Genomic DNA, 13,257 nt, shown 5'->3' on the forward strand with positions numbered 1-13,257 from the left:
AGATTGCGGGTGATTTGTCTTTTGATAGCTTAACACGAAAATAAGCAACGTTTGCTCGATCATCTTGTGCTTAATAGCAGTGACTTCCACTAAGTGTGTTTCCGCTTTCGTGCTATAATGAAAACAAGCTTTTATTTAGAGGAGGCGTTGTCAAATGATCCATAAATCTCGTGTCATGCTATATGTTGAAGATGTCGCGTTAGTCAGTCGGTTTTTCGTTGAGCAATTGAAGGCAGAAATCGTTGAAACGTTGGAATTGCCAGAGGAATATCAAAGCATTGTCTTACGTATGTCGCAAGAATTGGAGTTGGCTATTTTTCCTCGGACATTCGTTGAACGATTTTCACCAGAAGTGTTAGGTCCACCACCGTCTATGATTTTCTTTACAGATAAGTTTGATGAACTTTACGAACAAATCGAAACAGCTGGTGAAATTTTGGAGAATAATGGCTTGTTGACGTTTAACTTTTCCGATCCTGAAGGAAATTTTTTTGTGATTGCAAAATTAGAATCGACAGAAAAAGTAGATGAAAGGGAGACAGAAGATGAAAATCTCGATCACTGAAACACTTGAAGATTATTTCAAAAAGCAACGGATGAAAAAGAGTGATAAATTGAGAATGAAGAATTTGAAATCTGGGAAAAATCCTGCCAAAGGATGGAATAAAATGGTCGATACAGGCTTCGGTGGTTTAAATTCTTTAGATTATCGTGGGAAAGGGAGTAATTTACCGATCAGCCAAATCGACAATCAGCAATTTCGTGCGGAAGAACAAAAGCGAATCGGTAAAGAAACCCATAGATAGAAGCTTCTTCAACTATTGTGTACTTAGTTTTATTTATTAGTAATCGACATACTTTTCTCTAAATGAAAGCGGAATAGGTAAATAGTAATGTTCGGATTTTTGATTAAATCCGAATTTTTTGTTTACTTATTTCTATATTTGGGATAATATTAAACACGTTGTTTTATTAATAAATCTAATATAGTAAGAACTTTTTTATAAATGTTCGGTTTTAGGGGGATGAACGATGAAGGAAAAGATACTTTCCTACTTCGAGATTGACGCACTGAATACGACGGTGAAACGTGAGATACTGGCTGGGTTTACGACATTTATCTCTATGGCATATATCTTATTTGTCAATCCAACAGTACTTGGTGCTTCGGGGATGGATGAAGGGGCAGTGTTTACTGCGACAGCATTAGCCAGTGCCATTGGCTGTATTTTGATGGGGGTCGTTGCACGCTACCCGATTGGAACAGCACCTGCGCTAGGAATCAATGCCTTTTTTGCTTACTCAGTCTGTTTAGGTATGGGGATTCCATGGGAAACAGCATTGGCAGGGGTGTTTGTCGCTTCGTTGATTTTTATTTTGATCACCATTTTTAAATTACGTGAAATGATCATTGATGCGATTCCAACAGACTTGAAGTTTGCGATTTCTGGCGGGATTGGTTTGTTTATTGCCTTTCTAGGCTTGAGTGAAGGTGGCTTGATCGTGGCAAATGAATCAACTCTTGTTGGCTTAGGTTCATTGAGTGTCGGTTCCACTTGGTTGACGATTTTTGGTTTGATCGTTACTGCGGTATTGTTAGTTCGTCGCGTACCAGGAGGGATTTTTATCGGAATGGTAGCTACCACGCTTCTAGGACTAGTCACTGGACTGATTCCTATGCCTTCACAACTTGTTGCGGCAGCACCTAGCTTGAAACCTACTTTCTTAATTGCATTGAAACACGTTGGTGATATCAATAGCTTACAAATGTGGGTAGTCGTTTTGACGTTCTTGTTAGTGACATTCTTTGATACAGCTGGAACATTGGTTGGCCTAGCAAACCAAGCCGGTTTCATGCAAGATAACAAAATGCCACGTGTTGGGAAAGCATTGGCTTCGGATTCTACTGCGATGTTAGCTGGTTCATTGTTAGGAACATCGCCAGTTGGGGCTTTTGTTGAGTCATCCGCAGGGATCGCCGTTGGTGGACGATCTGGACTAACTGCAATCACAACAGGGATTTTATTCTTGTTCGGGTTGTTTTTCTCACCATTATTATCAGTCGTGACTTCTCAAGTGACTGCACCTGCGCTGATTTTAGTTGGTGTGTTGATGGCCCAATCATTACGTCAGATCGAATGGGGAAAAATGGAGATTGCGATTCCTGCTTTCTTGATCTTGATCGGTATGCCGTTGACTTATAGTATCTCAGATGGGATTGCATTAGGATTCATCTTTTATCCAATCACCATGCTAGCAGCAAAACGTGGCAAAGAAGTCTCACCAATCATGTACGCGCTATTCTTTGTCTTTATAGGATTCATGTGGATCTTGAATGTTTGATTGATTTAGGTAGAACTTGAGTGTTCATTCGCTTTTAAAAGAGTGTGGGACAGTCCAGTTGTCCTTTCTCAAAAATAAAAAACGAGTCTGATTTTGATGTTTTTTTGTCAAAATTGGACTCGTTTTTAGTCATATACACACTTTTTATCCATGTGTTGCCCTAATTTCCTTAGATCTAGTGCCATGAGCGTCAATCTGATATCACTCGCCCACGTTAGTGAAAAATTTAGCACCCCCAAGTGAGCCTTTAGATGACCGGTCACTGGTTCGACGAGTTTGTGACAGAAGTGTTTTGACCTGAGCAGTAAGATAGAAAATTGAAAAATTACTTTTTATATTTGACAATTTTTTAGCTTAATGTTGAAGGAGCCGGTTTGCAAACACCGTTTATTCGGTTTTAAGGTATGCAACAAAAAATGAATTTTATTTTTTGTCCCACCCACAAATCGAACCGTTGAAAAATAAGGACTAGAATATGACGACATGAAATGAATCGATCTTTACGATAATAATCGTTTGAAATATATGTGGTCTTTTGAATACACGGATAAAAACTTTGTTAATTACGTAGCAGCAACCCCACAGTTCAAGTTTATACGATTAGTTGAAGAGATAGTTCTAACGACAATCGGCAATTTCCTTAACTATGTACCTGATCAAAATAGGTTAGAAAAAATTCGTCCTAGCTTGATTGCTAAATAATGCAAGAAGAGGTAGTAAATAAAGTGACGATATTTAATAGATACAAAGATGATAAATATTTTTAATATTATAATTAAGCTAACTCGATAGGTAATATTTGCTTGTTGAGTTATTTTAATTTATTTTTTTAGTTATTTTATAAAAATAATATCTTTAAATAACCCTATTAAGCGAAAATGTCATTAAAACAGCATATTTTGATTAATATATTTTTCCGCTGTATAAGTATGTTATTGTAACGATTGTAACAAATACAATTTGAGGAGTGGAAAAATGAAAAAGAAAATTACTGTTTTAGTTCTTAGTCCTTGCATGTTATTATCCACGTTGGTTCCAAGTAGTGTTGCATGTGCAGAAGAATTTATTGATGAGTCAACTGTAGTGGAGACCGTACATACTCCAGAGATGCCCCCTGGGGTTTACGCTGAAGTACATGAAGATGGAAGTATTTCTGTTGTAAAGACAGACCCAATGCTCAAAGCTAATGTATCTCGATGGGGTAGTTCAATCTACACGAACGTTGCAGTTTCTACTGGTGTAGCAACTAATGCAATTAATACAGCATTTTATTCAGGAATTGGTTCAGTATTGGGAATTTTTGGGGTAGTACCTCTGTGGGCTTTACAAGGACTATTAAATGCGGTTGGTTGGACTCAAATGGGATCTAAACCTGGTGCGTCGGTCGCTAAACTTTGGGATAAGAATAAAAATGGGTGGATTGGGTTCTATTTCCAAAGAGGTTACGATGCTGCTGGCAAAGAAGTGGCTACTAGGTATAGTACACTTTAAATATGAAATTCAAAAAATTTACTGAAGACCACCCATATTTAACCGTAATCTATTCGGGATTAATTGGAAGTGCATTTGGGATTACTGTTGAATATATCGTTAATCGAGATTTCAGACCTAGTGGAATTTATAGTCTAATATTTTATTATGTAATTGGATTATCTTCAGTAAAATTTAAGTCCAGAAAAAAATGAGTACTGTAAAACCCAAAATTATTAATTAATCGTTTAGTCCAACAGGGTATACTTTGTTGGGCTTTTTAGATTTCTTGATATATTTGAATTATAAAATACAAACTATGTTGGGCTATAGAAACTAAAGTATCAGTTAGAATTGCTGTTAATTTTGATAAAATGTTTGTTGGAATATAACATGAAAAGGAAGGGAGGTAAGGGACATAGAAAAAATCGAGTTAGAAACAATTGATATCACAGAATCAGCAAAGAAGTTTTCCAAATTAACTAAAGAGAAAAAAACATTATTTTTAAATGGACCATGGGGATCTGGAAAGACCGAATTTCTAAATAAAGTGGGAAGTGAAGCAACCGGAAAAAAATTTATATACTTGAATTTATGGGAGTTAAAGGATGAGAGAACGGTCATTCATATAGGATTTAGCCAATTATTTTCTGGTTGTTATATATTTACTAGATTTCTTTTTATACTGAGTGTAGCTATATCAATTTTAGCAACTCCAGCTATTAAATTAGGATTAGAAGAAGTATTCCTGGGCTTTATTATAAAAATAGCCGGAAGTATAGCTTTAGTAGTAGCAGTTGGCCAGTTCTTAAAAGTCAAATCAGATCAATTATTTTATTCCATATTAAAATTTCATAGAATAGATATATTTCTTCAAGATAAAGTATTAGTTGTAGATGATTTTGATCGTGTGTCTGTAGATACACAAAAAGAAACATATAAATTATTCAATATATTGCATAATCGATTGCCAATAATTTTTGTGGGTGATATTAATAAAATAGCTATGAATGGAGACAATTATTTGCAAAAAATTATTGATAAAAGAATCGATTTACCCTATGTATTACATTCTCGAGATATATGGGCCAATTAATTTGGTGGGATAGAAGAAAAATTTAATCTTAGTTTACCAGAGGGGTTAATAGAATTATTCGTTCACGAAAATAGAAACCTACGCGATAGGTTACAATTCAATGATTATCTAAATCAGGAGTTATTATTAAACGCTAAAAAAGATCGTGTGCAATGTGCCCAACAATTAGTGGTAATATACATGTATTTATTTCATTATAGCAAATACTCTTTGTTATTAAGGAATAGGCAGCTTTCGCCTAAAAAAGATTATCTCGAAAGAGTTTTTTAGTGAACTGCTACAAGATAATGATGACTCTCCCGTGTCATTTGCTAAAAGTAGAGAGATATATTTTATATCAGAACCTGTACAAAGAATCTTACCAAATACAAGAAAAATATTACTACAAGCAGAAGGAGAATCTGGGACAGGGACGTGGATCTATCGGTTTGGTGATGCAGAAACAGCAAAAGAAAGTGTAGCACTCAATGTACCAAAAGGAGCGAATCCAGAAGCAACTACTTATTCGACCAAGTTGACGTGGGAATTAAGTAGTGTGCCTGACAATTAGAAAAGCATTCCATTTTCTCTCCTCTTACTATAAATTTACACACTTTGATAAATCAAAAAATTGCTATCCAGAATGATGATCTAAATACTGCAGCTAGATCCATAAAAATAAAGACAAAGGGAAAGGAGAATGTAAGATGAAACCACTCTAACAAAGGATGAATATCTACGCCAGTTTCAAGAAAGAATGTCACATGATAAAAAAGAAAACGAAGAACTGAATACGTATTTAACACAATAGTTCGAGGAACTCAATCAATTGATAAGCACGATTTCACCAGACAATTTTTGGGAAAATCTCCCTAAAATTATAGGGATTGATGCGAAACTAACACTAATGGCAGAAATAATTTGTTACGACTATAGTAAATTGCCAATAAAAGAGATTCTGCGGCTTGTGGAAACGGACTACCGTACGTATTTTTAGGAACTTTGTGGCAATGATCTGAGTGCAAACAATAAATATTCGATGGTATTTAATATAGTATAAATTTCTAAGAAAAGGAAACACTTAAGAACTATTTAGGTGTTTCTTTTGTCTACAGTATGTGAAAAGATAATTTCTTATTTTTTAGTATAGATATTAATAAAGATTCTATAGTGTTTAATTAAAATTTATTTGTTACTAACCAAACTATAGTTTATAGAAACGAACACTAATTAAAGCATATTTTATTTTTGATTATAAACGATACCTTATTGTATATATAAGTTACCTGTTAAATATAGAATTTTTGTTTTTTTGTAGCTCTACTACTATTTTGCCCAGTTTTTTTTATACCATAATCTATGTCACTGAAGGTAACTTTTGAAATACTTAAGCGAATTAAATTAGTTTCTTGAAATTTTGGTATAAAGCAATTATCTAAACTATTAACTAAGATTTTATTTTGTTTCAGAACATCAGCCAGTTCTCTAGAGGAGATATTATCTGGTAATTTTAAAGAGAAATAAAAACCAGTATCTGGAATGTAGGGATACATATTAGGAGGAAAATACTTATAACAGCACCTTCTCACTTCTTTCATTTTTAAATAATATAATTTTTTCATTTTAGTTAGATGTTGTACTAATATCCCATCTTCAAACTGATTAGCAATGATTTCAAGAGATAAAGAGGGCGTAGAAAAATCTCTACAAAATTTATAGTATCGAAAATCTTTGATTAGATCCTTTGGCAAAATAACTGTAGCAACACGTAATCCAGGAAATAAAATTTTTGAAAAACTTTTTACGTAAATAATTTTTCCATGGGGATTAAAAGTAAATATTGGATCAGATTTACTGTTAAGATCTAAGTCACCAAGAAAGTCATCCTCTAAGATATAAACATCATATTTATCAGATAATTCTGCAATTTTTTGTTTTGTTTTATTAGAATAAGAATGTCCTAAAGGATTATGAAATCTAGACATAATATAGAATAATTTAATGTCATTATTCTTAAAGATATCTTCTAATTCATCTAGATCAATATTATAGTTTTTTACAGAAATACCAATAACATCACTATTTGAAAGTTTAGCGGAGCATAAGGCTCCATAGTAGGAAGGTTGTTCAACTAAAATTTTTGTTTTTTTGTTCGGAAAAGGCATATTGATCAAAATATCAATTGCTTGCTGTGATCCAGTCGTAAATATTAGCCGATCTTTAGTTGTGAAAACTTGATGGTTAGATAAATCATCTAATACATATCGTTTTAGTCTGTCTGTCGTATTCTTATTCACATATGAGGATAGATCAATTTCCTTTATAGAAAGATAAAATTTTTGGAAGATAATATAGAATTTTCTGGTTCTGCAGATAAAAAATCAATTATCTCTGTAGTATTTTTATATTTATTTGTTGGCTTAGCTAAAAAATATCCTTTTTTCGGAATTGAGTAGATAATTTCTTTTTTTCCAGTTCTTCTAGTACTTTGATAATTGTGTTTTTGCTACAAGAATAGAGAGAAGCTAAATTTCTAATAGAAAGTAGTTTTTCTCCAGGTTGCATATTATTTTGTTCTATGTTTATTTGTATTTTTTTTTCTAATTTTTTATATAGCATGGCTAATTCCTCCACTCTGTATGGGTACAGTTAATAAAAATAGGCATTTACCAAAAAAGAACACTGACATATTATTTGTACATAACGTAAAATAATTCAAATTTATAATAGGTTAGTTTAGTATTCAGTAAATTTAAATATTTAACAAATAAAAGAGAGAGGAGATCAAAATATTTTTTATTGTAGCATAATTTATGCTTTTTCTATTTGTAATACTAAATTATAGATTGCTTTATTTGCAATTTATAATTTAAGCTAAGGAATTTATATAAAGTTGATAATATTTACAGTTCATTAATTATTACAAAGATTATATGAGAAAATAATACCGTGAAACGAGAGGATTATGATCAAATTGTTACGAAACGGAAGCATAGCTGGAATTCTAGCTTATACTTTATGGGGAATACTTGGGGTATTTACGTTACTTTTTTCTGACAAAAAAGGGTCATAACTCGATAGGTGGAATTTATAGTTTTCCCAAAGTACCTGAATACAATTTGAACCACCATATTGAAGTTACTAACTATCTCATTGAATCCATGGACTTGGCAAAGAAAAAGTCAACGTTTATACTGGCTCAATCGGAACGTAGGCAGATGTATGAGAAGAAGGATATGTCTAAAGCAAAAAAAGGAACACTGTTTCATGTTTCAGATTATGTTTTACGATTCGAAAACCAGATGGCAGAAGTTAGTAACTGGCATTTTGAAATTGAGCTAACACTTAAATCACAGAATCGATATACGAAAGCAATTTTTCCAAAGTATCTTCGGTTGCTTACACAAAAAAGAAATGCCCAATTGATTTATGTCACACCAAGCAATATAATTTATAACTCCTTAGATATGTTTAAAGAATATTTTATGCTCAAGAAACAAGACGAAGAGCTGAAATCAATCGATGCTTCTGCTTTTGATCGTCTTCATATTGTATCGAGTAAAGAGTTCAATGGAGTATTGAAAAAAATGTTAGAAGAAAATGATTTTATAAATGAGCGTTAAACTAATTTAAAGGATAAGTTTTTTTGTTGCCCCGACACTCCGACCACCACCACCGTTTACGGGGCAACAAAAAAAGGAAAGCAAGCTTTCCGGTTTTGGCATTTATGTAGTTTTTTTAGCAGTATCATGGTATAATCAGTATGTAAAGAGGAGTTGCGCTAACAACTCCCCTTAGCAGCACCGTTTAAGACGGTGACCGATTTAAATATATTTCAAAGAAAAATAATCGTCTACCGGCTAAAGCGGACGGTTATTTTTTTTTGTCTTTGTTATTGCTGATCGTCAGAACTAATGTAGCGAATGCTAACGCAAACATTAGAGCTTCGTAAACAGACAAGCTTATTCCTTTCTAGGGATAAAGCCACAAATCAACATAGGCGTCACCCCATTTCTATTGGGACTAGCCACCGTCACAAACCTTACTGCATAAACTATTATACCATAAAAACCAGTCTAAATGCTTAATTCTAAGGCATTTGGATTGGTTTTTTGTTTGTCAATTGGACGTATTTCTTCCTTCGCTCTGTCTGTCGTCGCTACGGAAGAAGGCGTTTATTTTCGCTAGGAAGGCAAAAGAAGAAAGCGAAAGTTCAAAAGAAAAGAGAAGCGGAACCTCATTGCAAGCAATGATTTCCGCAAGAAGTAAGATTCCGCATGCGGAATCTTTTTTTTATTTTTAAAAATGTCAGGGCGATGGGCCTTTATTTCACCTTCTCGCTGTTGTTTTGTCTCATGTCGATCTGAAGCCGCTGCTATCGGATTGGCGAGAGTGCTTATACACCTTCCGCATTCAGAAAAAAAGGGGCGGAAAAACTTTTAAGAAGCCCACTTAAAACTTTTCCCTACAGCACTCCCTTTTTTTCTGCCTGCTACAGGTGTAGGGCATAAGCACGCCGAGGATAACAGTTGTGAAGAAATGGAACGAAGTTTAATCAAAGAAAGGAGCGAAATCTAACGATCTGAAAATTGAAATTTTTTAAAACCTTTTTGCCTCAGAAAAACGTTAAAAAAAAATGTATGTTGAAAACCCAAAACCTTAAAAGAAATGAGCTGAATTTATGGAAAAAGTCTACGAAATCGCCAAAATTAAGCAAGAATGTCGTGTTTATGAAGAATTTCCACCTTTAAAGATTACCTCGTCTTATTCAATTGCAAAGTGGTTACAAGATGAAATTGGCTATGACACACAAGAAAATTTAGTGCTGTTATGTTTAGATACCAAGAATAATATTAACAGTTACTCAATCGTCCATAAGGGAACGTTAAACTATACTACTTGTCACCCAAGAGATATCTTTCAACGTGCGTTACTATCGAATGCTTGTCGAATTTTAATCGCTCATAACCACCCCTCGAACAAGCCGAATCCAAGCAAGGAAGATGATATTGTGACTGAAAATATTGAATCGTGCGGAAAAATGTTAAATATCGAGCTTTTAGACCATATCATTGTTGGACAAAATACTTACTACTCGTATCGAGAAAATAATCGGATAGGTGCTTTCTAGTTTATGGAAAGCACCACACAATAAGAAAGGAGAATAGAAATGAATGAATTAATGGAAAAGGCACATGCCAAGATGATGGAAGAAATGAGTGAGGAACGACCAAGGTCGGAAGATATCCTACACAATTGGTTGTGCCAACAGGTACAAGTAGATAATGAGCTTTTAGAGGGGATTCTAAAGGAAGGGAAAAGTATTAGAAAGGCAATGCAGTACTGTTACTCGCATGCAATGAAGCAAGCAATTGGAGGGTGCGCACTAATTGTCCATGATGATGTTTTTCAATGGGTAACAGATTACTTTAAGAGTGAAGAAATTGAAATAAAGCAACCTAATATGAGCGTAACGAATCCATTAGTAACAGTAGGTAAGCAATGCGAAAACGTAAACCATGTTCAAAAAAATAAAACAAAATCAACGGAAGGAGAGCAATTAAGTTTGCTAGATTTTCTATGAAAAAAATGAAAAATGCGAATGACTATGCTAAAGATTGTTTGAAACAACCAAAGGCATTCTTTGAATGGTGTTATCAACAATTTACAACGTACGTATGGAAAAACAAACGAGAAACGATTATCGCTTCGACTAGAAAACATAGTAACACGTACGAGAAACGACTGGCGAAAAATTCAAGATTGACATTTTTTGATAAGTGCCAATATTTCATAATTATCTTGTCATCGACCAAAAGAATTGAGATACAAACCTATGAAGTTTACTCTTTTTTTGAAGAAGGGAAGCAAATGTTTAAATATCATCTTTTTAACTTAGAGAGATTAGCAGAGAACAAGCACTTGAAGGTATGCAGAGAATCAAACGAGCATTACTGTTTTGGTAAGAAAGCGGTCACTGGGATGTTTAACTATTATGTTCCAGAGGTTTATCCTAATGGTTGGATAGAGAAGCTAGGTAGAAGTTCAGAGCTAAAATATCTTGACTTGAGAGGCGTGCAACCAGAACAATTAACCCACATTTACAAATACAGAGAAAGAATTGAATTTGCTCAAAAAATAGGGGCAAAACAGCTTGCACAGGATATTATGAACAAAATATACCTGATAGATATGCGTGTAATGACAAAAAATTGGCTAAGAAAGTTCAAGAAGTTTTTTCAAAAATCTTCTCGTGGATATGCCGACTTCTTGTTAAAAAAAGAAACGGAAACACGAGGCATTCAAATGATTTTAGGTATTGAAAAATATGTATCCAGATATGACATCAATGATTTTTTTGAAAACAATCACTTAATGAAGTTACAAGCGTATTTATTAATGCAAGAGGTACGTTTTAGTATGTATCGAGATTATCTGAATATGTTGAACGACGAAGGAATCAAGGTGAATAATCAAAACAAGTATCCTGATGATTTTGAAGAAGCACATGATAAATTAGTAGATATTATAAATGCTAGAAAAACAGAAAATGAAAAAAAGAAGTTTGTAACACGAGCCCAAAATTTAGCTTATATGGAGCGACAAGTCGGCAATATCTTGTTCATACTACCTAAATCTGTAGAAGATATAAGACGAGAAGGAAAAGAGCTAAAGCATTGTGTAGCTAGTTACATTGACAGGCACGCAAAGGGAGAAACCACCATTTTATTTGCAAGAAAGATTGATAATCCAAGCAAACCATACTTTACATTAGAATTTAAGGACGGAAAAATTGTACAAGTTCAAAGTACTAGGAATAGAGTACCTGTTCCAGAAGAACTGAGGGAGGCAATAAGTATTTGGGAAAAAGAACTTAGAAAAAAGAAGTATGTAGCATAGAAACAAGGACTATCTTAAGTACGAATTAAGATAGTCCCATAACGTTTCTGATTTGCATAAGATAAGTATAACACTAAGATTATAGTTACTCAAGAACCAGCTTATGAAGCTTGAAGAAAACCGAAATGGAGGAGAATTAATGTATACGATCAAATCAGCAAAAGAAAAGTATCTTGTATTTAAAAATGAAAAGAAGATTGCGGAGTTTCTAACACGAAAAGAAGCGGAAAGTTATTTAGATACGTTGACTGCCTATTCTGAAAAAATTAGTTTTGAGTCAAAGGGAAATATTATTCATGACTAAAATTTTAGGTGAAATTCACTCAAACAAACCGAAATATTTATCTTTGAGTCAATTAGTCGATTTATTGGTAAAGCAACGCGTCTTAGATAAGGAAGTTGCTCGTGCATTGATGACTAATCATAGCTATCGATCAAATGCCTTGGAAGAAGAAGGATTACCTACCAGCTTATTATTTGATTTGGTAAAACTGACTGGACGAAAACTAAAAGTATATCCGAGTAAAGACAATACAATCTACTGGTTAGAGTAGATTTATATATATTCCGAAAAGTTATAAAATGATTATTACAATAATTTCTGTAATCTTCAGCAGAAAACGATTATTAGCCCCAACTGCTATTTAGCTAGATTAGTCGTTTATTAATATTTGAGATAATCAATCACAAAAACGCACATCGTGTGTACGTTGTACGTACAATGTGTTATAATAATAACTAAAGGAGGGGTTAAATATGTCCAGATTAAGTATAAGAATTGATGATGAGCTAAAAGAACAAGCAAAAGAAGTTTATGAAGAAATCGGTATGGACTTATCAACTGCAGTCATTGTTTTTTTGAAACAAAGTGTGCGTGAGCGTAAAATACCTTTTCAGCCTGGTAACGAACCTAGGGAAGATATAATAGCCCGATATGAAGCAGAAAACGGTATTACTACTAGAGCAGCTTCCATAGATGACATGATGGAGAAATTGCATGCTGACGATTGAATTTACACCAAGCTTTAAACGAGATTATAAAAGAATGATGAAAAAACATTATTCTGAAATAGAATATAAAAAAGTAATTGAATTGTTGGTTAACATGGAACAAGAGATACTGAGAACCAAATATAGAGACCATGCACTGCAAGGGAATTGGAAAGGCTATAGAGAACTGCATATACAGCCAGATTGGCTACTTGTTTACAAAGTAGATAATAAAAAACTAATACTTACATTGGTTAGAACAGGTAGCCATGATAAAATTTTATAAATAAATGAAGAAAAGGTCAGAAACTTAAAGTTTTTGACCTTTAATTATTGTTTCTATTTACTGGTACTTCAGTAACTCACCTAAATATATAAGTAACCTGCTGAAAGAACTATGAAATAAGCAAGTAAAAAGGATCAAAAACTTAAGATGTTTGATCCTTTTTTATATTTCAATATGTAAAACAGATGGTCAC

At 33.5% G+C, this 13,257-nt stretch carries 16 protein-coding genes and 1 pseudogene; 15 read left to right on the forward strand and 2 right to left on the reverse strand.

The genetic code is table 11. The features are described 5' to 3' along the window. Positions 1-154: 154 nt before the first annotated feature. The 7 genes and pseudogenes from IGK01_RS01625 to IGK01_RS01655 form a co-directional block, all read left to right on the forward strand. Positions 155-565 carry a glyoxalase/bleomycin resistance protein/dioxygenase gene (locus IGK01_RS01625; protein ID WP_023519027.1) on the forward strand — a complete coding sequence of 137 codons (411 nt, stop codon included), beginning with the start codon at positions 155-157 and terminating at the stop codon, positions 563-565. Continuing rightward, positions 546-806 carry a hypothetical protein gene (locus tag IGK01_RS01630; protein ID WP_019724093.1) on the forward strand — a complete coding sequence of 87 codons (261 nt, stop codon included), beginning with the start codon at positions 546-548 and terminating at the stop codon, positions 804-806. Before IGK01_RS01625 ends, IGK01_RS01630 begins: the two co-directional genes overlap by 20 nt. A 226-nt stretch (positions 807-1,032) precedes the next feature. Beyond that, positions 1,033-2,343, forward strand: a complete 1,311-nt coding sequence (locus IGK01_RS01635; RefSeq protein ID WP_224434454.1) for an NCS2 family permease — start codon at positions 1,033-1,035, stop codon at positions 2,341-2,343. A gap of 975 nt (positions 2,344-3,318) precedes the next feature. Continuing rightward, entirely contained in the window at positions 3,319-3,834 is a 516-nt protein-coding gene (locus IGK01_RS01640) for a hypothetical protein (protein WP_062805796.1), read from the forward strand. A 427-nt stretch (positions 3,835-4,261) separates the two neighbouring features. Further along, positions 4,262-4,909, forward strand: a complete 648-nt coding sequence (locus IGK01_RS01645; protein ID WP_224434919.1) for a P-loop NTPase fold protein — start codon at positions 4,262-4,264, stop codon at positions 4,907-4,909. Positions 4,910-5,210: 301 nt separating this feature from the next. Continuing rightward, positions 5,211-5,459, forward strand: a complete 249-nt coding sequence (locus tag IGK01_RS01650; RefSeq protein ID WP_010736456.1) for a WxL domain-containing protein — start codon at positions 5,211-5,213, stop codon at positions 5,457-5,459. A gap of 255 nt (positions 5,460-5,714) precedes the next feature. Next, positions 5,715-5,885: pseudogene (locus IGK01_RS01655) on the forward strand (DUF7006 family protein); the annotation flags it as partial. Positions 5,886-6,177: 292 nt separating this feature from the next. On the opposite strand, the gene IGK01_RS01660 reads toward IGK01_RS01655, so the two are convergent. Further along, positions 6,178-7,185: a PLP-dependent aminotransferase family protein gene (locus tag IGK01_RS01660; RefSeq protein ID WP_438840453.1), complete on the reverse strand. Its 1,008-nt coding sequence runs from the start codon at positions 7,183-7,185 to the stop codon at positions 6,178-6,180. Positions 7,186-7,312: 127 nt separating this feature from the next. Continuing rightward, positions 7,313-7,507 carry a GntR family transcriptional regulator gene (locus IGK01_RS01665; protein WP_010736454.1) on the reverse strand — a complete coding sequence of 65 codons (195 nt, stop codon included), beginning with the start codon at positions 7,505-7,507 and terminating at the stop codon, positions 7,313-7,315. Positions 7,508-7,917: 410 nt separating this feature from the next. Here IGK01_RS01665 and IGK01_RS01670 point away from each other — a divergent pair, with 410 nt between their 5' ends. From IGK01_RS01670 to IGK01_RS01705, 8 genes are all read left to right on the forward strand, one after another. Continuing rightward, complete coding sequence (locus IGK01_RS01670; RefSeq protein WP_228760898.1) at positions 7,918-8,511, forward strand: hypothetical protein; 594 nt, start codon at positions 7,918-7,920, stop codon at positions 8,509-8,511. Between the two features lie 1,058 nt (positions 8,512-9,569). After that, on the forward strand, positions 9,570-10,019 hold the full coding sequence (locus IGK01_RS01675; protein WP_224434459.1) for a JAB domain-containing protein: 450 nt from the start codon (positions 9,570-9,572) through the stop codon (positions 10,017-10,019). A 39-nt stretch (positions 10,020-10,058) separates the two neighbouring features. Next, positions 10,059-10,472, forward strand: a complete 414-nt coding sequence (locus IGK01_RS01680; protein WP_438840454.1) for a Cas9 inhibitor AcrIIA9 family protein — start codon at positions 10,059-10,061, stop codon at positions 10,470-10,472. After that, on the forward strand, positions 10,469-11,788 hold the full coding sequence (locus IGK01_RS01685; RefSeq protein WP_438840455.1) for a PcfJ domain-containing protein: 1,320 nt from the start codon (positions 10,469-10,471) through the stop codon (positions 11,786-11,788). The genes IGK01_RS01680 and IGK01_RS01685 overlap by 4 nt, the downstream gene beginning before the upstream one ends. Positions 11,789-11,927: 139 nt before the next feature. Beyond that, positions 11,928-12,092, forward strand: a complete 165-nt coding sequence (locus IGK01_RS01690) for a hypothetical protein (protein ID WP_194179664.1) — start codon at positions 11,928-11,930, stop codon at positions 12,090-12,092. Then, a complete protein-coding gene (locus IGK01_RS01695) occupies positions 12,085-12,342 on the forward strand; it encodes a hypothetical protein (RefSeq protein ID WP_194179665.1) in 258 nt (85 codons plus the stop codon). The genes IGK01_RS01690 and IGK01_RS01695 overlap by 8 nt, the downstream gene beginning before the upstream one ends. Positions 12,343-12,544: 202 nt before the next feature. Beyond that, positions 12,545-12,799 (forward strand): type II toxin-antitoxin system RelB/DinJ family antitoxin, encoded by a 255-nt coding sequence (locus tag IGK01_RS01700; RefSeq protein WP_010736448.1) that lies wholly within the window; start codon positions 12,545-12,547, stop codon positions 12,797-12,799. Then, on the forward strand, positions 12,786-13,064 hold the full coding sequence (locus tag IGK01_RS01705; RefSeq protein ID WP_081308386.1) for a type II toxin-antitoxin system RelE/ParE family toxin: 279 nt from the start codon (positions 12,786-12,788) through the stop codon (positions 13,062-13,064). Before IGK01_RS01700 ends, IGK01_RS01705 begins: the two co-directional genes overlap by 14 nt. Positions 13,065-13,257: the final 193 nt, after the last annotated feature.

The sequence above is a fragment of the Enterococcus sp. AZ080 genome (assembly GCF_051714945.1).
GTDB classification, from domain to species: Bacteria; Bacillota; Bacilli; order Lactobacillales; family Enterococcaceae; genus Enterococcus_B; species Enterococcus_B pernyi.